Here is a 19,840-nt window from a genome sequence, read left to right on the forward strand (position 1 = left end):
GGTTATCCGCCCGCGACGGGGGCGAAGATGGTTTGCAGGTGCGCTTCGCTGGCGGCCATGCCGATGTTGTCGTTCAAGCCTTGGCGCAGGTAGACCGCCATGGCCGGATAAAGATTGATGGCCATGTCGGTTTCACGATCACCGCCAGGCACATAGGCGCCCACGCTGATCAGGTCGCGACTCTGCTGGTAACGTGACCAGTATTGCTTGAACTGCTGGGCGCGCTTCATGTGCTCGGCACTGATGACCGACGGCATGACCCGGCTGATCGACGCTTCGATATCAATCGCGGGATAATGCCCTTCTTCGGCCAGGCGCCGGGACAGCACGATGTGGCCGTCGAGCACGCCTCGGGCCGAGTCGGCAATCGGGTCTTGCTGATCGTCACCCTCGGACAGCACTGTGTAAAAAGCGGTGATGGAACCGCCGCCCTTCTCCGCGTTACCGGCCCGCTCCACCAGTTTCGGCAACTTGGCAAACACTGAAGGCGGATAACCCTTGGTGGCCGGCGGCTCGCCGATGGCCAGGGCGATTTCCCGCTGGGCCTGGGCGAAACGGGTCAGCGAATCCATCAGCAACAGGACGTTCTTGCCCTTGTCGCGGAAATACTCGGCGATACGTGTGCAATACATCGCGGCCCGCAGGCGCATCAGCGGCGCATCGTCCGCCGGCGACGCCACCACCACGGAACGCTTGAGCCCTTCTTCGCCGAGAATGTGCTCGATGAATTCCTTCACCTCGCGGCCCCGCTCGCCGATCAGCCCCACCACGATGATGTCGGCTTCGGTAAAGCGGGTCATCATGCCCAGCAACACACTCTTGCCCACCCCGGTACCGGCGAACAGGCCCAGGCGCTGACCGCGACCGACCGTCAACAACCCGTTGATGCAACGGATGCCGACGTCCAGCGGCACGCTGATGGGGTCGCGCTTGAGCGGGTTGATTGTCGGGCCGTCCATCGGCACCCAATCTTCAGCCTTCATGCCACCCTTGCCGTCCAGGGCCCGCCCGGCCCCGTCCAGCACTCGGCCGAGCATGCTCATGCCCATGGGCAGCCGACCGGTATCGGCCAGCGGAACCACACGGGCGCCAGGCGCGATGCCGGCGACACTGCCCACCGGCATCAGAAATACTTTGCTGCCGGAAAAGCCCATGACTTCGGCTTCGACCTGCACCGGGTGATAACTGTCATCGTTGATCACCATGCACCGGCTGCCCATGGCGGCGCGCAGGCCTTCCGCTTCTAGGGTCAGGCCAACCATGCGCAGCAGGCGCCCTTCCAGGATCGGCTGGCCGGCCAGCTCAGTGGCCTCGGCGTAGCTGCCCAGGCGCTTGCCGAAGCTGGTTCGGTCAAGGCGCATTACGGCCGTCCACTTCGGGAGCAATCAGTTCGGCCGCGTCCGGATCGGCGATGACGGCGGCCTCCGGTTCGTCCGGCAAGTCCAGGCTCAGGTCGGCCGGAGCCGGATGCAGGGCCTGCTCGTGCAATTGGTCGAACAGCTTGGCCATGACCTGGCTGATGCGTGTTTCGATTGTTGCATCAATGCGGCTGTGCTCGGTTTCCACCCGGCAACCGCCGGGCAGCAACGTCTCATCCTCGACGATGCGCCAGCTTTCCTCGTGACGCTCACGCAAGGCCTTGACCAGCTCGAAGTCCTGCGGATTGATGTACAGCCGCACGTTGCCCACGCCCAGCGGCAGAAGCTTGAGGGCCTCGCGCATGACGTGCTCGATCTGGCTCGAATCGATGGCCAGCTCGCGCTGGATCACTTGCCGGGTGATGTGCTGCACCAGCCCGACCAGGGATTTCTCGATCTGGGTGTCCTGCTCGGCGATGGGTTCGAACAGGTTCAGCATCAGCGATTCCAGCGCCCGCAGCTTGGCCGTCAGCGCCACGTCGGCTTCCTGGCGGACCTTGATCGTGGTGCTGTGGAAGCCTTCCTTTTCGCCGATGGCGAAGCCTTCGTTGTAGGCCTCCTGGCGAATGCTCTCGACTTCTTCGAGGGTCAGCGGCTGGACTTCCTCCAGCGGCACCTCTTCCATCTCCGGCAACTCTTCCACCGGTGCAGGCTCAGGCTCGGGCACGTGGGGATCGAAGCTGGGCAGCGACCAGACGTCGAAACCACCGACGTCGCGGGCGCGGATCAGGTCGCTGGGTGAATCATCGCTCTTGGCAGACATAACGACCTTAGATCATCTCTTCGCCGCCCTTGCCACCGAGCACGATTTCTCCGGCTTCGGCCATACGGCGGGCGATGGTGAGGATTTCCTTCTGTGCGGTTTCCACATCGCTGACGCGCACCGGGCCCTTGGCCTCGAGGTCGTCGCGCAACAGTTCGGCCGCCCGTTTGGACATGTTCTTGAAGATCTTCTCCTTGACGCCTTCGTCCGAACCCTTGAGGGCCAGCACCAGCACATCGGAGGACACTTCGCGCAACAGTGCCTGGATACCGCGGTCGTCGACATCGGCCAGGTTGTTGAACACGAACATGAGGTCTTCGATCTGACCGGACAGGTCTTCGTCGACTTCGCGGATCGAGTCCATCAGTTGACCTTCGATCGAACTGTCGAGGAAGTTCATGATGTCCGCCGCGCGCTTGATACCGCCCAGGGTGGTGCGCGAAGCATTGGAGTTGCCCGAGAACTGCTTCTCGAGAATCTGGTTCAATTCTTTCAGGGCCGCCGGCTGCACGGTATTCAACGACGAAACCCGCAGGATGATGTCGAGGCGCACTTTATGGTCGAAGTTGCCGAGCACCTCACCGGCCTGGTCCGGATCGAGGTACGCGACGACGATCGCCTGGATCTGCGGGTGCTCGTAACGGATCACGTCGGCGACTGCGCGCGGCTCCATCCACTTCAGGCTGTCCAGGCCGCTGGTGTTGCCACCCAGCAGAATCCGGTCGATCAGGCCATTGGCCTTGTCCTCGCCCAGGGCCTGGGTGAGCATCTTGCGCACGTAGTCGTCGGAACCGACGCCCAGGCTGGTCTGATCGCCGACGATGTCGACGAACTCGCTCATCACCTGCTCGACCTGCTCGCGGTGCACATTGCCCATCTGCGCCATGGCCACGCCGACGCGCTGGACCTCTTTGGGTCCCATGTGGCGCAGCACCTGGGCGGCGTCCGTCGAACCCAGGGACAGCAGCAGGATCGCGGCTTTGTCGACCCGGGACAATTTGGCAACAGCGGCTCGATTATCACTCATCTGCGTTAATCCACTCTTTCACGACCTGGGCCACACGACCCGGATCCTCTGCCACCAGACTCTTGATGGCGTTCAACTGAGCGTCATAGCCTTCGCTCGGGCTTGGCAGCAGAATGCTCTGCGGCCCGCCGAGGCTGACGCGATCGTTGGCCAATTCGCCATCCAGGCCGCCCATGCCTCCCAGCTCTACATCGCCCAAGCCTGCCAGCTGCTTGTTCTTGCCGCCACCGGTGATGTTGTTGAGCACCGGACGCAGCACTCCAAATACCAGTATCAGGATAAACAACACACCCAATACCTGCTTGACCACATCCCAGAACCAGGGTTGCGAATAAAACGGGATGTCGGCGATTTCTTCACCGCGCTCCAGGGAGAACGGTACGTTGATCACGCTGACGCTGTCGCCACGACTGGCGTCGAAACCGACGGCGTCCTGCACCAGGCGAGTGAAGCGCGCCAATTCGTCGGCGGTCCATGGCGCGCGGCTGGTTTCGCCGTTGGCCGGGTTGACCTTGACCTGATCGTCCACCACTACTGCGACAGACAGGCGATTCAAACGGCCCTGCTGCTGCTTGGTGTGGCTGATGGAACGGTCGAGCTCGAAGTTCTTGGTCGATTGCTGACGCTTGTCGGCCGGGTACGGCGCGAGCATCGGCTGGCCGGTGGCCGGGTCCATGATCTGCTGGCCATTGGCGTCGATCAGCGGCTGGCCTGGCTGCACCATGCCTGCGGCGGCGGTAGCGCCACCGGTGGTTTGCGGCGCGCTGGCCGGTGCTGGTGGCTGGTTGCTCAGGGCACCCGGTACACCTTGCGGGCCATTGCTGGCGGTCCGTTGCTCGTTCACCGACTGCTCGCTGCGCAACGCCGGTTGATCCGGGTTGAACTGCTCGGAAGTCGATTCGACGGCGCTGAAGTCCACGTCCGCCGAGACTTCGGCCTTGTAGCGGCCGTTGCCGAGGATCGGTTGCAGGATGTTGTGCACCCGCTGGGTAAACATGCCTTCCATGCGGCGGCTGTAATCGTATTGCTTGCCGGCCATGGTCAGTTCGGAATTTTCCGCCTGGTCGGACAACAGGTTGCCCTTCTGGTCGACCACGGTGATCTGCGACTTGCTCAACTCGGGAACGCTGGTCGCCACCAGGTTGATAATAGCAACGACCTGGCCTGGCTCAAGCGAGCGGCCGGAATACAATTCGACCAGAACCGAGGCACTCGGCTTGCGCTCGTCGCGCACGAACACCGAGCTTTTCGGAATCGCCAGGTGCACGCGGGCACCCTTGACGTTGTTGAGGCTGGAAATGGTCCGCGCCAATTCGCCTTCCAGGCCGCGACGATAACGAGTCGCTTCCATGAACTGGCTGGTGCCCAGGCCCTGGTCCTTGTCGAGGATCTCGAATCCGATGTTGCCATCGGTCGGCGTCACGCCAGCGGCAGCGAGCTTGAGGCGCGCGCGAGCGACGTCGTCGGCCTTGACCAGCAAGGCGCCGGAATTGGGTTCGACGGTATAAGGAATGTCGGCGGAAGCCAGGGTTTCCATGACTTGTTTGGCATCCATGCCCTCCAGGCTGCCGTACAGCGGACGGTAGTCCGGCTGCTGGGACCAGAGGACCACGGCAAAACCAATCGCCACGCTGGCAGCCAGGCCGACCAACAGGCCAACCTGACGCAGCATGGTCATCTCGGAGAGGTTTTCCAGGAAAGACAGACCGAACAACGGCGGTTTGCCGTCTACCGGAGTTGCCTTGGCTGGAACGTTATCAACGGCTGCTTCTGCCATGACTCAATAGTTTCCTTAGACCGGCATCTGCATGATGTCTTGATAGGCTTGAACCAGCTTGTTGCGAACCTGGGTCAACGCCTGAAACGAGACAGTGGCTTTCTGCGAAGAGATCATTACGTCCGTCAGGTCGACGCCACTTTTGCCAATCTCGAAAGCACTGGCCAACTGGTTCGAAGCCTGCTGGGTATCGTTCACTTTATTGACGGCCTGACCGAGCATGTCGGAAAAGCTGCTGCCGGCCACTTGGGGCACCGCGACCGATTTAGGCTGGGCCATGGCGTCCATCTGCATGGAGCGCATGTCCAGCATCAACCGATTAAATTCAATACCTTGGCTCATGATCTATTCTCTCTGGCGGCCCGCATTTTTTTGACACTTACTCAGCGGGTACATAGGTAGTAGCAACAAGGGTGCCAGCTCCGTGGCCGTCGGAAACAAATGCGCGCGCGGATCCTTCCAGGCTCCTCTGGGAGCGAGCCTGCTCGCGATAGCGGTGTGTCAGCCGGCGCCCACGTCGCGAGGACCATTGTCTTCGCGAGCAGGCCCGCTCCCACAGGGTTTGTTTAATGCTTCAACTGGCGAAGAGATAAGCCTCTACATCCATCCCGGCATCACGCATCTGCGCCAGTTTGTAGCGCAGGGTCCGCGGGCTGATACCGAGGCGCTCAGCCGCCTCCTTGCGTCGGCCGCGTTCGGCGCGCAGGGTGTCGATGATCATCTGGAATTCGCGACGGCGCAGGTCATCTTCCAGGGCGCCGGCGGTTTCCCCCATCACTTCCCCGGGAGGAATCTGCGCCGGGGCGGACTGCAACACCGGCAAAGGCGCGCAGGCCACCGGGCCGGCCAGGCAGAAATCTTCCGGCTGGATCAAGCCGCCCTGCTGCAGGATCAGCGCCCGCTGGATGGCGTTGTCCAGTTCACGGACATTGCCCGGCCAGGGATAGGCGATCAGGCAGGCCTGCGCCTCGGCGGACAACCGCGCCGCCGCGTGCTTCATTTTATTGACGTGTTTGGCCAGCAGGCGCTCGGCCAGCGGCAGGATATCGGCGGTGCGCTCACGAAGTGGACGCCAGGCCAGCGGAAAAACCGACAGTCGGTAATAAAGGTCTTCACGAAAGCGCCCCGCCGCTACTTCCCCGGCCAGGTCGCGGTTGGTCGTCGCCACCACGCGAATGTCCAGGCTGATGGGCTTGCGCGCGCCGACCCGCTCCACCTCCCGCTCCTGCAATACGCGCAGCAGCTTGGCTTGCAGGCCCAGCGGCATCTCGGAAATTTCATCCAGCAGAATGGTGCCGCCATCAGCCTGCTCGAACTTGCCAGGCTGGGCCGCGATAGCGCCGGTAAACGAACCTTTCTCGTGGCCGAACAGCGTCGCCTCGAGCATGTTGTCGGGAATCGCCGCACAGTTGATGGCAATGAACGGTTCGCTGGCGCGCCGGGATTGCTGATGGATATACCGGGCCAGGACTTCCTTGCCCGTGCCGGACTCGCCGGAAATCAACACGGTTGAATCGCTGCGGGCCACCCGCGCGGCCAACTCCAGCAACTGTGCACTGGCCGGCTCGATGGCCACCGGCCCCTCGCCCTCGACAGCAGGGCTGCCCAAGGCATGGCGAGCCACCAGGTCCAACAGGGCCTTGGGCTCGAACGGCTTGACCAGATAATCCGCCGCCCCTTGGCGCATGGCATCCACCGCCCGCTCGACGGCGCCGTGGGCGGTCATCAACAGGACTGGCAGTTGCGGCTGGCGTGCGCGCAGCAGGCCGAGCAATTGATGGCCGTCCATGCCCGGCATATTGACGTCACTGACCACCAGGCTGAATGGCTCACGGGCCACTGCGAGCAATGCCTCTTCCGCCGAACCGACAGCGGCATAATCATGCCCGGCCAACAGCAGCGTATCGGCGAGTGCTTCGCGTAGCGCGCGATCATCTTCAACCAGTAGAACCTTGGTCGCCATTTGCTCACTCCACCCCTGGCGCGCTGGAAAACAGCGGCAAGCACACCGTCGCGCACGTGCCGCGCCCCAGCCGCGAGCGCAGCCGCAATTCGCCCTGATGGGCACGCGCCACCGCCTTGACCACGGTCAGGCCCAGGCCGGTTCCAGTGGTCTTGGTGGTAAAGAATGGCTCGCCCAGACGTGCAAGCACGGACGGCTCGATACCACTGCCGCTGTCGCTGACACACAGGCGCAGGGTGTTGTCGCGGGTATACAGGTGCACTTTCAGACGGACATCAACGTCACTGGCCTGAATCGCGTTTTCAATAAGATTTAATACCGCGCCCACCAGCGTGTCACGGTTGCACAGCACCTCGCCCGCATGACTGTCGCACTGCCAGCGGATCGACACGCCCTGCACATGAGTCAGTGCTGCGGCCTGCAAAGACTGCAGCAGCACCTTGGGCGCGACGCGGTCGGTCAACGGCAACTCGCCACGGGCGAACACCAGCATGTCGCGCACCTGGTGTTCCAACTCATGCAAGCGCTCCTTCAAGCGGCCGGCAAAACGCTGCTGGGTCTCCATCGGCAGTTGCTGCTCGGTCAGATGACTGGCGTACAGCAAGGCGGCAGACAGCGGCGTACGGATCTGATGGGCCAGCGACGCGACCATCCGCCCAAGGGAAGACAGACGCTCGTGGCGGGCCAACTGGTCCTGCAAGTGACGGGTTTCGGTCAGGTCGTTGAGCAGCACCAACTGTCCGGGCTCGGCGTCCAGCGAACGGGTCGAAATGGACAACCGCCGACCATCCTTCAGGGAAACTTCGTGGCCGTCGTCTTCGCGAGGCGCGAAGCAGCGAGCGATGACGTGCCGCCAGAGCTGGCCTTCCAGAGGCAGGCCGAGCAGCTCGCACGCCGCCGGATTGGCTTCGCGCACAAAGCCGTGGGCATCGATGACAATGACGCCGCCGGGCAGGAGGTCGAGCAGATTCTGCAGCCGGTTGGCCAGGCGTTCTTTTTCCGCCAGTTCCTGCATGCGTTGGGCACTGACCACCGCCAGCTCACCCTTGAGCTCGGTAACCCGCGCTTCAAGCAGGCTATAGGAGTCGGTCAACTGGCTGGACATCTGGCTGAACAGCGAAAACGCCTGTTCAAGTCCAAGCCGGCCAGCCTGTTCGGCGGACGGCATATGTCCCGGCTCGGGGACAGAAGACATCAGGGCGGCTTGGGTCATCGTGCTCTCTCGCTTGGCTGACCGTCAGTTAAACGGAACGTTGCGAGAGCTGTAGCAATACCCGTGCCGAAAAAAAAACCGCCTGAAAATCAGGCGGTTGCAAAACAGGCGTCAATCATCCGCCTGTTCATCTCCTTCACGGCGGCTCATGCCGTACTTGCGCATCTTTTCCACCAAGGTGGTTCGACGAATGCGCAAGCGCTCTGCCGCGCGGGCGACGATGCCATTGGCGTCGTCCAGAGCCTGCTGGATAAGCCCTTGCTCCAGGCCGCCCAGGTAATCCTTGAGGTCCAGGCCTTCCGGCGGCAGCAAGGCATTGGTGGTGAAATCCGGCGTATGGCCGTTGATCGCCACCCGCTCTTCCAGGTCGCTGCGCAGGCTGTCGACCATCTGCTCGTCTTCGTCATCGACGTAGCGGAATTTCTTCGGCAGCTCATTCACGCCGATCACACCGTAGGGGTGCATGATCGCCATGCGTTCCACCAGGTTGGCCAGCTCGCGGACGTTGCCCGGCCAGCCGTGACGACAGAGGGACATGATCGCCGCCGAGTTGAAGCGGATCGAACCACGCTTCTCATGCTCCATGCGCGAGATCAGCTCGTTCATCAACAGCGGGATGTCTTCGACCCGCTCGCGCAGCGGCGCCATTTCGATCGGGAATACATTGAGACGGTAATAAAGGTCTTCGCGGAAGCTGCCGACCTCAATCATGGTCTCGAGGTTCTTGTGGGTCGCGGCGATGATCCGTACGTCGACGCTCTGGGTCTTGTTGCTGCCCACGCGCTCGAAGGTACGCTCCTGCAAGACGCGCAGCAGCTTGACCTGCATCGGCAGCGGCATGTCGCCGATTTCATCGAGGAACAGCGTGCCGCCATTGGCCAACTCGAAACGTCCGGCGCGGCTGGTGATTGCACCGGTGAACGCGCCTTTCTCATGACCGAACAATTCACTTTCGAGCAGCTCGGCAGGAATCGCCCCGCAATTGACCGGCACGAATGGCGCTTCGCGGCGCTTGGAATGGTAATGCAGGTTGCGCGCGACCACTTCCTTGCCGGTACCGGATTCGCCCAGGATCAGCACACTGGCGTCGGTATCGGCGACCTGCTGCATCATCTGGCGCACGTGCTGGATGGCACGGCTGGTGCCGACGAGGCTGCGGAAAAGGTTGGGTTCGCGATGCCGGCCGCGCTCACGTGCCTGGTCGTACATTTCGCGATAAACCTGGGCGCGGTGCAGCGAATCGAGCAATTTGCTGTAGCTCGGCGGCATTTCCAGGGTGGAAAGCACCCGGCGGCGCTGGTCTTCCGGCAGGTCGAGGGAAGAATTTTCGCCCATCAGCAAAACTGGAAGGAACTCATCCCAGGTCGAGAGTGTCTTTAGCAAGCCCAAAAGCGACGCGGGAGCATTTACCGTCCCGATAAGGACGCAAATGACTTCACGACTGGACGACAGAGAGCCGACAGCCTGCTGCCAATCATGGCTACCGCAGGGTAAATTTTCTTCGCCAAGAAAATTCAGGATCACCGCCAGGTCGCGGCGGCGGACGCTATCGTCATCGATCAGGAGAATTTTGGTTTCACGCCACATGCAATAGCAACTTCCCTAGTCAACTCAGTGCCCGGAATTTGGGGGCAAGCTAGACGCTTGCAGACTTGTCATGCCTGTAGACGCCTGAAATCTGTAAACAGCCACTAGTTAAGTCAAAAAATCGTGCACAGTCAAATTTATGGCGCACTTTGTTCGGATTAACTGAAAATTAAATCAGCCGAACAAGTGATAAACCTTCGCCGCGTTCTGTGCCTGATGAATCTGCGACATTTCGCTCACGATTGCCTGACGCTCGCCCGTCGCTGCTTCCAGCAACTGGCGATAAACCCCCAGCAGTTCTTCCAGATTATTACGCAACGCCGCCTCGTCCACCTCGGACTCGCTCAAGACGTCCTCCATGCAGGAACGACACGCCAGGTCCAGCTGACCGATAGCTTCCCAATTACGCTCAGCCAAGGCACCAACCAGGGCATCACGGGTTTGTTCGATTCGCTGCAGGACAAGACTCATGGGAGCGCTCCTTAGAATTGCGGACCAGGCGTGGCGATGGCATCCCAGCCTTCCTTGACCGTGCGAAGCAGATCGGCGACTTCGTCGAGGATCTTCGGATCGGTCTTGGCGTTGGCTTCGGCCAGGCGTTTCATCATGTAGGTGTAGAGCGCATCCAGCTCGGCGACCGACTCGGCCTGGTTTTCCAGGTCGAGGCCTTCACGCAGACCGCCAACGATACCGATGGCCTTGCCGATCAGAATGCCTTTGTTTGGAATATCCTTGCGCTCCATCGCACCTCTGGCTTGGGCGATACGATCCAGGCCGCCTTCCATGAGCATTTGCACAAGACGATGGGGACTTGCTTCGGAGGTTTGCGCCTGGGCGCCAATCTTCTGGTATTGGCGAAGGGCTAACATCGGATTCATGTTCTACCTCATCAAAAAAACTTCGGTTCGTATAAACAGCATATCGACGCTGCGTCAGAAAACTTTAGGTCGGAAAAGCCGAAAGCCCGGAACGTAGTCAACACGTTGCCGGGCTTTGTGCATCGGTCGACAATCAGCTGTTTTTCTGCTGTGCCGTCATCGCTTCGAACATGGAGGTGATGTTGTTAGCGGTGGCTTTCAACTTGCCGACCAGGGTGTCCATGTCGTTGTACTTTTTGGTCAGCACCTTGGTCAGGGTTTCGATCCGACGATCCAGTGCTTCCTGGTCCGCAGCCAGCTTTTTCTGGATAACAGTCAGGTTCTTGGAGCGAGCCGTCAGGATATTATCAATTGGCTTTCCCCCTGCATCCGTCTTGAGCTCGGTGTACGGTTGGATCGCTTTCTGCATGCGCTCCATCAAGCCGTTCTCGCCAGTGAACAGCGTTTGAACTTCCCCGCCCAACTGTTTTGTATTCAAAGCAGTTGAAAACTTGGCACTGTCGAAATCCAATGCACCGGTCGTCTGGTTGGTGGTAATCCCCAACTGGGACAAAACTGTCAGCTTGTCACCAGCACCCGTTTGGGACAATGGACCTCGGATAGCTTCCAACAGCGCGCGCGGCATGGCATCACCGGCCAATGCCGCCGGCACGGAATTACCGTCAGCGTCTGTCGTCGGTTTAGTCAGCGAGGTCACCGCCTTGGCAATGGCGTTATAAGCGTCGACGAATTTCTGGATCGAAGCCTTCAAGCCGTCCGCGTTGGTGGCAACGGTAACCGTTACCGCAGTGGCAGTAGGCGCAACCAATGTCATGCTTAAGCCAGTGACCGCATTGTCCAGCTTATTGGTCGGGCTCGTCATTGCCAGACCGTCAATTTCGAATTTCGCATCAGTGGCAAGAGACAGAGAGCCGGAAGATGCCGCTGTCGGCGGGTTGGCCATGAGCGCGGTGCCGTCAGCGGTCAGACTGGCAATACCGCTTAAAGACAGATCATTCCCTGCACCGGTCTTTGTAGAACCTACCACCAGACGCGAGCCAAAGCTGTCCGTCACGATGTTGGCGTTCACGCCGCTGGCTTGATATTTGGAGTTGATTGCATCCCTGACCGATTGCAAGGTGGAGCCAGACGGAACATCAACGGCGTAGGACGCGCCGCTTTGGCTGCTGATCGTCAGCGTACCCGCTTCCACTGCGCTCGTAGCTCCGCCGGCGAAAGCAGCCGTCGACACCTTCGAGGCAGTAGCCAGATTGGTGATCTTGACACTATAGGTACCACCGACCGCCGAGTTACTCGACGTCGCGGTCAATATCTTGGCATCGGAAGATGTAGCGGCAAAGCCGGTGAACTGAGGGTTAGTCGTACTCCCCAAAGCTTCGAGCGCGGACTGAAACGTAGCCAGCAGGGCCTTCAACGAACCGATACCGGAAATGTTCGACGTATTCGTCTTCGTGGCACGGTCGATCTGACCTTGCTTGGCCGCCTTGTCAGAATCCACCAGCGCCTTGACGATCGCACCGGTATCAAGGCCTGAGCCTAGACCCAGTCCCGGAAGAATTGGACTTGCCATGGTGATACTCCCTTCAGTGTGTCGCCGGCCTTTTGGCCAATACACCGCCCAAAAGAATAGAGCAACAAAATTCGTGCCAGCTGTCAGGCTTCAGCGCTGAACAACAAGCTGTTTGCATCATTCAAACTGTCGGCCAGTTTCAGAACTTCTTCGTTCGGGATCTGACGAATCACTTCACCGGAACCACTGGCAATCACTTTGACCACTACTTTGCCTGAAGGCTCATCAATAGAGAACTCCAGGTTGCGCTTGACCGACTGGACGAACTTCTCGATTTCCTGAACGGCCTTCTTGAGTTTGTCCTGCTCAGCAGCAGCGTCTTTAGGCGCCTGCTTGACCGGGGTCACGGTGGCAAGCTCGGCTTGAGGCTTCTCCACGGACTTGTCGGCCACGGTAGGTGCCGGCTTTGCCGCTGGATAAGACAAGTTCAGCTTCACGCTCATATCCATGTCCATCACCTCTTGAACGGAAAAAGCGAGAGAGCACGCAAGCGCACTCCCCCGCTAAAACTCATCCGGCTATTACTGAAGCAGCTTCAGTACAGCGGATGGCAGTTGGTTGGCCTGGGCCAGAACCGAGGTAGACGCTTGCTGCAGAGTCTGCTGCTTGGTCAGTTGTGCAGTTTCAGCAGCGAAGTCGGTATCTTGTACGCGACCCAGTGCAGCACTGGCGTTTTCGTTGATGTTCTGCAGGTTGGAGATGGTGCTGGTCATACGGTTTTGTGCAGCACCGAGGTCAGCACGGCTGGCGTTGATCTTGGCCAGAGCAGCGTCGATCTTGGTCAGCGCGTTGTTCATCGAAGCTTCAGCGGTAGCCGAATCAGTACCGGTGATCTGAACGGTGGCGGAGTCAACCGACAGGGAAGCTGCGTCGAAGCCGCTGTCCAGGGTCAGGGTGATCTGGTTGTCAGCACCGGTGTTGGAACCAACCTGGAAGGTCATGGTGCCAGCGGTACCGTCAATCAGGTTCTTGCCGTTCAGGTTGGTAGACTTGGCGATACGGGTCAATTCGTTCGACATCTGAGCAAATTCTTTGTTCAGAGCTTCACGGTCAGCAGTACCGTTGGAGTCGTTACGGGACTGAACAGCCAGCTCACGCATACGCTGCAGAATGTTCGTGGATTCCTGCATCGCGCCTTCAGCGGTCTGAGCGATGGAGATACCATCGTTGGCGTTCTTGATCGCAACAGTCTGACCGCGGATTTGCGAAGTCATACGAGTGGAGATTTGCAGGCCGGCGGCGTCGTCTTTGGCGCTGTTGATTTTCAGGCCGGACGACAGACGGGTCATCGAAGTGGACAGAGCATCGGAAGCCTTGTTCAGGTTCTTCTGAACGTTCAACGATGTGACGTTAGTGTTTACTGTTAAAGCCATGACGAATTCCTCGTTGGTTGGGTACTGCGGCTTCCGGCCCTGGCAACCGCCGGGTGTGGCCTAGAGAACCTTCGTAATAGTTATCGTCGTAATTGGAACTTGCTTTAGCAGAATTTTCAAAAATTTTGCCATCAGGGTGCCACCCCTCATAAATCAAGGACTTGGCTGCGGCTGGAGGGTGGAAAAATGACGTCAGGGAAACGCCGATGACGGAGCCGAAGGCGGAGGACAGCGTTGAGTGGAGCGAAAGAGGTTATTTCGGCCGACCGGCGGTCAACAATTGAGCCCATTCATACTCAAGATAATCGGCCAACGAAATCCAGTTCTGCGCCTGCTGATCAACCAGCATCAAGGCAAGCAGCCTGTTCCACGACGCAGGGACGTCGCCTGGCATCAATTCGACTAAAGGCTGCACCGATTCGATCAGTGCGACCATCGCCAGCCCCGCCTCGACATCTCGTCCAAGGCGAAACAGACGCGCGCACTCACGGGCATCATCGATTACTACTTGAAGCTCGGTCATCGCACATATTCCGGATCAAAATCGGTGCCCACAATCAACGCTCCGTCTCGACTGCTGTTATAGAACCGCACCTGGGGATGCCTGGCGATAAAACGCTCCAGCTCACAGAGGTAGCTGCGGAAGTTGAGCTGGGTCTTGACTCGTCGGCCGTGCCCATCAAGCACCCAGTGCCTGGACGCCTCTAACTGCGGCCCTAAGTCGCCATCGCCCCATCCTGCATGGGTCTTGTCATTGGGAAAGGCAAAATCAGCACCAAAAAGCGTAATGTGCGCAGCGCCCATTTGCACCGCCAGGTCGACCGCCGGATGAATCACGCTTCCGCCTACATGGAGTTCGGCCCGGTGCAGTTGCTCACGCATCTGGCTATAGACCGGGCTGGAGGAGTAAGCGACGTAGCGAGGCCCTTGCCACGCCTCAATCACCAAGGGGTCGGCCATCGGCAGATAAACCAGCGCGATGCCGTCGGTGTTTTCAGAGGGAAGATGACGCGCCGAGATACGCTGGTCGATGCTGACCACGATGTCGGGACGAATGCCGTGATCGATCAACGGCCGGTATGCCGTATCGACACAAATCAACAATGGTCGCTGGGCTTGCTCGCTCAGGTGACGCAGTCTTTCGAAATGCTGCTCAAGGCTGGGGCCGGTGGCCACGACAAGCGCCTTACGGCCCTTGAATGCGCCGAACAGCTCGACGACATCCCGATCCTCGCTCGCGAGACTGAAGGTCGATTGCAGGCGTTCAACAATCTCAGGGGACTGTGGATCGAACTCCCGATTGGTGAAAGCCAGATGGATTTCACTGATCAATCGATCACGAATCTTGGCATTGTAATCGTCGGCTAGCACCAGCTCGGCGGGCAGTGCAAAAAATGGCAACTGGATTTCCGCCAGGTCACCGGCATGAAGCAATACCACTCTCGGGTCGCACAGCCATGGCGATTGATCCAGCACCTGCAACACCAGGGCAAACACCGAACCATTGAGAATATGCACACACAACCTTTCGAGCCCCGCTCGCTCCAGCAAGCGGTTCTGCAGGTCGCCCAGCCCGGTGCCGTATACATGCACCACGGGAGCGTCCAGCGGAAGCGTGGCGGCTTGCAGGTCGGCCTCGGCAAGACGGTCGTGTCGACTGGTCAGTTGAATGCCATTGACACTCAGTGTCGACCCAAGACCCTCTACAAGATCAGCCTGCAATTCACTGACATCCTCAAGCAACAGACGCTCGGCCAAGGCCGGCCAACGATGCTGGATCACCTGGAGGTTGCGTTCAAAGTACTCGCTCATGGCGTCTCGCTTTTGCGTCAGGCAAAAAAATAGCGTTCAAGGTTACACCTTGGACGCTATTTTTGTGCCTGGGTTTTATGGGCTCACGGGCGATAGATGATCGCCGAACCCCATGACAGACCTACGCCGAAGCCACTCAACGCCACACGCTTCCATTCGGAGTTGAGCACGTGTCTCTCCAACAGCAGTGGAATGCTCGACGACACGGTGTTGCCGGTCTCGACCATGTCCTTAATGAACTTTTCCGGCTCGCCTTCGAAACGACGCGCCACGGCGTCGACAATCGCGGCGCTGCCCTGATGGATACAGAACGCATCAATGTCACTGGGTCGCAGGTCGGAGTCGGCGAGCAACTCGTGCAGATGTGCCGGCACCTTGAGCAAGGCGAAGTTGAACACCTGGCGACCGTTCATGAAGAATACGCCATCGCTAACCTTCAGGTGCGGCGCACCGGAACCGTCGGTGCCGAACTTGGCCTTGCCCAATTGCCACGGCGCATTTTCGCCCATCCACGTAGCGGTGGCGGCGTCGCCGAACAGCATCGTAGTGTTGCGGTCTTCCGGATCGACAATCTTCGAGTAAGGGTCGGCAGTCACCAGCAGGCCGTTCTTCAGGCCGGCGGCTTCCATGAAACCCTTGATGGCGTAGATACCGTAGACATAACCCGAGCAACCCAGGGAGATGTCGAACGCTGCCACACTGGTGGGCAGGCCGAGTTTGTCCTGGACGATTGCCGAGGTGTGGGGCAAGCCTTCTTCGTCACCGTTCTGGGTGACGACAATCAGCACGTCAATGGATTCGCGCTTCAGATCGGGATTATTGGCAAACAGCGCATTAGCTGCTTCGACGCACAGATCGGAGGTTTCCTGCCCGTCATCCTTGCGTGGCAAGAAGGCGGAACCAATCTTGCCAAGGATGAATTCTTCATCCTTTTCAAATTTTGCACCTTGTGCGTAATTGTCCACGCCGGCTACAGGAACGTAGCTCGCAATGCTCTTTATGCCAATCATTACGGCTTCCCAATCAAAAACAGCCCAATACCACCGCTCGCAAGGAATCGAGGGGCGCCGACAAATGGGAAGTGTAAAGGGCTATCACTGGTCCTGATAAGGCCCAGGCGCCATCTTCCCGGTCAATACAATACAGTGAAGATGCGCGTTATGACTCGCAGGTCACGCTAAATGCTGAATAGGCCCCATCAAAAAGCTATTCAACTAACAACCAGGACAGCGGAGTGCCACGCTTGATAGCCTGCCGAGCGCGACGGCCCATCAATGAATCCTGGTGTTTGGGCGCGAGTCCAAGGCCCGGGCGGATGGCACGGACGTTCTGCGACGTAAACGCTTCGCCGGGGGCCATGTCTTGCGTTACGTACAACGAACGACGGTAGACCAAAGATTTGCGCTCGGCCTCGGTCACGCCGTAAAGCACCTGCCCCATGGCCTGCCAGGCACGCTCGGTTTCGATCACCAGCGCTGCCAATTCTGCAGGTTCCAGGGAAAAACTGGCATCCACCCCGCCAGCGGCGCGATCAAGGGTGAAATGTTTTTCAACGACAGTCGCCCCTATCGCCACCGCAGCAACGGACACGCCGACTCCCATGGAGTGATCCGACAAGCCCACCTCGCAACCAAACAACTCCCGCAGATGGGGGATGGTGCGCACGTTGCTGTTGGCTGGTGTGGCGGGATACGTACTGGTGCATTTGAGCAACACCAGATCCTTGCAACCGGCCTCGCGGGCGGCACGCACGGTTTCATCGAGCTCAGCGATGCTCGCCATGCCGGTGGAAATGATCAGCGGTTTGCCCGTCGCAGCGACCCGACGAATCAGCGGCACGTCCGTGTTTTCAAAACTGGCGATCTTATAGGCGGGCACGTCCAGGCTTTCGAGGAAATCCACAGCGGTCTCGTCGAACGGCGTCGAGAACGCGAGCATGCCCAGCGCCTTGGCCCGGGCGAAAATCGGAGCGTGCCATTCCCAGGGCGTATGGGCCTTTTCGTACAAGTCATAGAGCGATGTACCCGCCCAAAGGCTGCTGGGGTCCTTGATGAAGAATTCCCCTTCGCTCAGATCCAGCGTCATGGTATCGGCAGTGTAGGTCTGCAGCTTCAAAGCGTGAGCGCCGGCATGGGCGGCGGCTTCGACGATCTGCAAGGCCACTTCCAGGGATTGGTTATGGTTGCCGCTCATCTCCGCAATGATGAAAGGCGGCGCGTCAGCCCCGATACTGCGCTGACCGATCTTGAAACTACTCATGAGGATGATCCTTCAATACGCGCGTGAACACGCATGTGCCTTGACTGAAACCGGCTTGGCGGAACAGGTCCAGAGACGCTTGGTTAGCGGGCAGAACCTGAGCGGTAAAGCGGCTCAATTGCGGCCAGTGGACGGTAGCAAACGCCTCACCATGGGCCAGCAATGCCCTGCCCCACCCCAGCCCCAGGCGGTTCTCGAATAAATAGATCGATACCAGCGCTTCGCTGCCTTGCAGGTCATAACGCAATACGCCGACAGGTCCGTCGGACGCATCGCCAACCAGCAATAAACGCTGTGGATTGACCAGGCTGCCTTGCAGCCATTGGCAATGGCGATCCCAGTCGACGGGTGAACGATCCAGCGATACACGGCGCACGGCGTCGGCATTACGCCCCTCGAAAAGCAGATGGGTGTCAGCTTGCGTGGCCGGTCGAACCTGCAGCAACGCGCCGGCCATGGCTACAGCGACCCTGGATGCGCCCAAGCCATCGACCAACTGCAGGGAACGCTGGGCCAAACTTTGGCGCAACCCTTGGTTGCCGACGAGGAACCCGATGGCTTGGCGCAACTGCTCCATCGTAACGTCCTCTTTGGGTCCCAGATAAACATGAGCCCCGAATGTCGCCATCACCTCGCTGTTGGCCTGCTGATTGTTCGATACCGCGATACAAATCGTGGGCAACCCCATGGCGGCCCGCTCCCAACTGGTTCCACCACCGGCACCAATGAACAGGTCGGCCTCCAGCATGAGCCGATGAAAATGACTGACGAAACTGTGCAATCGCCAATGGGGACGACTCGCCGCCATCCGTTGCATGCGAGCCCACGCCGGGTTATCCGCACCGGCAACAAAATCCACTTCCAGTCCAGGGTAATCCGCCAGCGCCAGCATTGCGTGATGAGTCTGCATCGCCGCATCAAAACCGCCGAAATTGACAAGCACGCGCCTGACCTTCGGTTTTATTTCGATCGCCCCGCAACGAAACTCATCGCGCAACAACGCGTAACGCGGTCCCAGCAGCGTACGGCAATGCTCGGGCAGCAACCCTTCATACGCAGCTTGGGTACCGGACAGATTCTGATTAAGCAGGAGGTTGACGCTATAAGTCCGGGTCGCCAGGTCATCCACCGCCATGATCCTTGGCGCAAGGCGCCGGGCAGCGGTCTGCCAATGATGATCCAGACCATAGTGGTCAACGATGATCCAGTCGAAACCGGGCCTATCGGCCAGCGCCTGCTCCAACGCCTCGATATCCGCTTGCCAGGGCAACAATGACTCGATGGACTGTTGCGGATCTTCTCCGGGATAAAAGTCCGGCAGGGAGAACGTCTCGAAGCCCTCGGCCTCCAAGGCGTGCAGACGATGCCCGATGAGCAACCGACAGGCGAACGCGACGTGCGCGCCCTGCCCGCGCAGGACTCGCGCCAAGGTCAGGCAACGGGCGATGTGCCCGCTGCCGATGCTGGGTGAAGCGTCGGCGCGGATCAGCACTCTCATCGCAATTCACCGCCTGCTTTCAAAGCGGCGTAGAGATACTCGGCGCGCTTCCAGTCTTCGGCTGTATCGATGTCTTGCACCAGATGACGAGGCAGCACTACCGGCAGGCTTTTCGGCGAAAACAATGCATCGCCACGCAACCAGGCGTCCCGGCGCCCCCAATAGAATTGGCCAGCATCCTGAAAAGCTTCGGCCAGGTCCTGGGAGCGGGTGTCGCGAAATTGCGGGTACAGAGGCGTCAACGCGCCCTGTTCGTCCAGTGTCAACGCACGTTGCACCGGAAAGCCAAAACCGGTCACGGAAAACGCGAACGACTTCTCGGGATGCTCGCGCAGTAAGTCTAAACCTTCACGTAGAAACCGCGGTTGCAACAAGGGGGCGGTGGCATAAATGCAACAGACAAAGTCGAACGAACGCGCACGCAATTCATTCAGGGCATGGACAATCACCGTCGCCGTTCCGGTGAAATCATCCGCTAACGCTGCCGGTCGCAGGAATGGCACCTGCGCACCGTGAGCCTTCGCCACTTCGGCGATTTCTTCGTCATCGGTGCTGATGAACACCGCGTCGAACAACGTCGACTCCAGCGCCGTGCGAATCGAGCGGACAACCATCGGCACGCCATCGAATGGCTTGAGGTTCTTGCGGGGAATGCGCTTGCTGCCGCCACGGGCAGGAATGATCGCGATTGCGCTCACGCGT

The 19,840-nt window shown here is 59.5% G+C and carries 19 protein-coding genes; all 19 read right to left on the reverse strand.

Annotated features, from left to right (window positions below; all coding sequences use genetic code 11):
* Positions 1 to 2: 2 nt before the first annotated feature.
* The gene (gene fliI / locus M1E16_RS19695; protein ID WP_434572630.1) at positions 3 to 1,361 is read right to left on the reverse strand and encodes a flagellar protein export ATPase FliI; all 1,359 of its coding nucleotides are present in this window, start codon (positions 1,359 to 1,361) and stop codon (positions 3 to 5) included.
* On the reverse strand, positions 1,351 to 2,181 hold the full coding sequence (gene fliH, locus M1E16_RS19700) for a flagellar assembly protein FliH (protein WP_458128180.1): 831 nt from the start codon (positions 2,179 to 2,181) through the stop codon (positions 1,351 to 1,353). Before fliH ends, fliI begins: the two co-directional genes overlap by 11 nt.
* 7 nt (positions 2,182 to 2,188) lie before the next feature.
* Positions 2,189 to 3,208, reverse strand: a complete 1,020-nt coding sequence (gene fliG, locus M1E16_RS19705) for a flagellar motor switch protein FliG (RefSeq protein ID WP_007958288.1) — start codon at positions 3,206 to 3,208, stop codon at positions 2,189 to 2,191.
* Positions 3,201 to 4,985: a flagellar basal-body MS-ring/collar protein FliF gene (fliF, locus tag M1E16_RS19710; RefSeq protein WP_434629230.1), complete on the reverse strand. Its 1,785-nt coding sequence runs from the start codon at positions 4,983 to 4,985 to the stop codon at positions 3,201 to 3,203. Before fliF ends, fliG begins: the two co-directional genes overlap by 8 nt.
* 15 nt (positions 4,986 to 5,000) lie before the next feature.
* Entirely contained in the window at positions 5,001 to 5,327 is a 327-nt protein-coding gene (gene fliE / locus M1E16_RS19715) for a flagellar hook-basal body complex protein FliE (protein WP_434697172.1), read from the reverse strand.
* A gap of 232 nt (positions 5,328 to 5,559) precedes the next feature.
* Positions 5,560 to 6,948, reverse strand: a complete 1,389-nt coding sequence (gene fleR, locus M1E16_RS19720) for a sigma-54-dependent response regulator transcription factor FleR (RefSeq protein WP_305499601.1) — start codon at positions 6,946 to 6,948, stop codon at positions 5,560 to 5,562.
* A gap of 4 nt (positions 6,949 to 6,952) precedes the next feature.
* The gene (locus M1E16_RS19725; RefSeq protein ID WP_434698609.1) at positions 6,953 to 8,161 is read right to left on the reverse strand and encodes a sensor histidine kinase; all 1,209 of its coding nucleotides are present in this window, start codon (positions 8,159 to 8,161) and stop codon (positions 6,953 to 6,955) included.
* A gap of 111 nt (positions 8,162 to 8,272) precedes the next feature.
* A complete protein-coding gene (locus M1E16_RS19730; protein ID WP_305499600.1) occupies positions 8,273 to 9,748 on the reverse strand; it encodes a sigma-54 dependent transcriptional regulator in 1,476 nt (491 codons plus the stop codon).
* Positions 9,749 to 9,922: 174 nt separating this feature from the next.
* Positions 9,923 to 10,219: a flagellar protein FliT gene (locus tag M1E16_RS19735; RefSeq protein ID WP_305499599.1), complete on the reverse strand. Its 297-nt coding sequence runs from the start codon at positions 10,217 to 10,219 to the stop codon at positions 9,923 to 9,925.
* A gap of 11 nt (positions 10,220 to 10,230) precedes the next feature.
* On the reverse strand, positions 10,231 to 10,626 hold the full coding sequence (gene fliS / locus M1E16_RS19740) for a flagellar export chaperone FliS (protein ID WP_305499598.1): 396 nt from the start codon (positions 10,624 to 10,626) through the stop codon (positions 10,231 to 10,233).
* A gap of 133 nt (positions 10,627 to 10,759) precedes the next feature.
* Positions 10,760 to 12,196, reverse strand: coding sequence for a flagellar filament capping protein FliD (gene fliD / locus M1E16_RS19745; RefSeq protein ID WP_458128181.1), 1,437 nt, complete (start codon positions 12,194 to 12,196; stop codon positions 10,760 to 10,762).
* An 83-nt stretch (positions 12,197 to 12,279) separates the two neighbouring features.
* Positions 12,280 to 12,645, reverse strand: coding sequence for a flagellar protein FlaG (locus tag M1E16_RS19750; RefSeq protein ID WP_458128182.1), 366 nt, complete (start codon positions 12,643 to 12,645; stop codon positions 12,280 to 12,282).
* Positions 12,646 to 12,717: 72 nt separating this feature from the next.
* Positions 12,718 to 13,569 carry a flagellin domain-containing protein gene (locus M1E16_RS19755; RefSeq protein WP_434629220.1) on the reverse strand — a complete coding sequence of 284 codons (852 nt, stop codon included), beginning with the start codon at positions 13,567 to 13,569 and terminating at the stop codon, positions 12,718 to 12,720.
* Between the two features lie 253 nt (positions 13,570 to 13,822).
* Positions 13,823 to 14,092: a hypothetical protein gene (locus tag M1E16_RS19760; RefSeq protein WP_305499592.1), complete on the reverse strand. Its 270-nt coding sequence runs from the start codon at positions 14,090 to 14,092 to the stop codon at positions 13,823 to 13,825.
* Positions 14,089 to 15,381, reverse strand: a complete 1,293-nt coding sequence (locus M1E16_RS19765; protein ID WP_458128183.1) for a motility associated factor glycosyltransferase family protein — start codon at positions 15,379 to 15,381, stop codon at positions 14,089 to 14,091. Before M1E16_RS19765 ends, M1E16_RS19760 begins: the two co-directional genes overlap by 4 nt.
* Before the next feature lie 83 nt (positions 15,382 to 15,464).
* A complete protein-coding gene (locus tag M1E16_RS19770; protein ID WP_434629214.1) occupies positions 15,465 to 16,391 on the reverse strand; it encodes a ketoacyl-ACP synthase III in 927 nt (308 codons plus the stop codon).
* Positions 16,392 to 16,587: 196 nt separating this feature from the next.
* Complete coding sequence (pseI, locus tag M1E16_RS19775; RefSeq protein ID WP_434629212.1) at positions 16,588 to 17,640, reverse strand: pseudaminic acid synthase; 1,053 nt, start codon at positions 17,638 to 17,640, stop codon at positions 16,588 to 16,590.
* Positions 17,633 to 19,138 carry a UDP-2,4-diacetamido-2,4,6-trideoxy-beta-L-altropyranose hydrolase gene (gene pseG / locus M1E16_RS19780; protein WP_458128184.1) on the reverse strand — a complete coding sequence of 502 codons (1,506 nt, stop codon included), beginning with the start codon at positions 19,136 to 19,138 and terminating at the stop codon, positions 17,633 to 17,635. Before pseG ends, pseI begins: the two co-directional genes overlap by 8 nt.
* A complete protein-coding gene (pseF, locus tag M1E16_RS19785) occupies positions 19,135 to 19,836 on the reverse strand; it encodes a pseudaminic acid cytidylyltransferase (RefSeq protein WP_458128185.1) in 702 nt (233 codons plus the stop codon). Before pseF ends, pseG begins: the two co-directional genes overlap by 4 nt.
* Positions 19,837 to 19,840 lie beyond the last annotated feature (4 nt).

The organism is Pseudomonas sp. Z2-11 (assembly GCF_054161305.1).

Excerpts from the sequence above, each read along its gene's own strand:
- fliI (WP_434572630.1), bottom strand. The coding sequence starts at position 1,361 with ATGCGCCTTGACCGAACCAGCTTCGGCAAGCGCCTGGGCAGCTACGCC.
- fliH (WP_458128180.1), bottom strand. The coding sequence starts at position 2,181 with ATGTCTGCCAAGAGCGATGATTCACCCAGCGACCTGATCCGCGCCCGC.
- fliG (WP_007958288.1), bottom strand. The coding sequence starts at position 3,208 with ATGAGTGATAATCGAGCCGCTGTTGCCAAATTGTCCCGGGTCGACAAA.
- fliF (WP_434629230.1), bottom strand. The coding sequence starts at position 4,985 with ATGGCAGAAGCAGCCGTTGATAACGTTCCAGCCAAGGCAACTCCGGTA.
- fliE (WP_434697172.1), bottom strand. The coding sequence starts at position 5,327 with ATGAGCCAAGGTATTGAATTTAATCGGTTGATGCTGGACATGCGCTCC.
- fleR (WP_305499601.1), bottom strand. The coding sequence starts at position 6,948 with ATGGCGACCAAGGTTCTACTGGTTGAAGATGATCGCGCGCTACGCGAA.
- M1E16_RS19725 (WP_434698609.1), bottom strand. The coding sequence starts at position 8,161 with ATGACCCAAGCCGCCCTGATGTCTTCTGTCCCCGAGCCGGGACATATG.
- M1E16_RS19730 (WP_305499600.1), bottom strand. The coding sequence starts at position 9,748 with ATGTGGCGTGAAACCAAAATTCTCCTGATCGATGACGATAGCGTCCGC.
- M1E16_RS19735 (WP_305499599.1), bottom strand. The coding sequence starts at position 10,219 with ATGAGTCTTGTCCTGCAGCGAATCGAACAAACCCGTGATGCCCTGGTT.
- fliS (WP_305499598.1), bottom strand. The coding sequence starts at position 10,626 with ATGAATCCGATGTTAGCCCTTCGCCAATACCAGAAGATTGGCGCCCAG.
- fliD (WP_458128181.1), bottom strand. The coding sequence starts at position 12,196 with ATGGCAAGTCCAATTCTTCCGGGACTGGGTCTAGGCTCAGGCCTTGAT.
- M1E16_RS19750 (WP_458128182.1), bottom strand. The coding sequence starts at position 12,645 with ATGGATATGAGCGTGAAGCTGAACTTGTCTTATCCAGCGGCAAAGCCG.
- M1E16_RS19755 (WP_434629220.1), bottom strand. The coding sequence starts at position 13,569 with ATGGCTTTAACAGTAAACACTAACGTCACATCGTTGAACGTTCAGAAG.
- M1E16_RS19760 (WP_305499592.1), bottom strand. The coding sequence starts at position 14,092 with ATGACCGAGCTTCAAGTAGTAATCGATGATGCCCGTGAGTGCGCGCGT.
- M1E16_RS19765 (WP_458128183.1), bottom strand. The coding sequence starts at position 15,381 with ATGAGCGAGTACTTTGAACGCAACCTCCAGGTGATCCAGCATCGTTGG.
- M1E16_RS19770 (WP_434629214.1), bottom strand. The coding sequence starts at position 16,391 with ATGATTGGCATAAAGAGCATTGCGAGCTACGTTCCTGTAGCCGGCGTG.
- pseI (WP_434629212.1), bottom strand. The coding sequence starts at position 17,640 with ATGAGTAGTTTCAAGATCGGTCAGCGCAGTATCGGGGCTGACGCGCCG.
- pseG (WP_458128184.1), bottom strand. The coding sequence starts at position 19,138 with ATGAGAGTGCTGATCCGCGCCGACGCTTCACCCAGCATCGGCAGCGGG.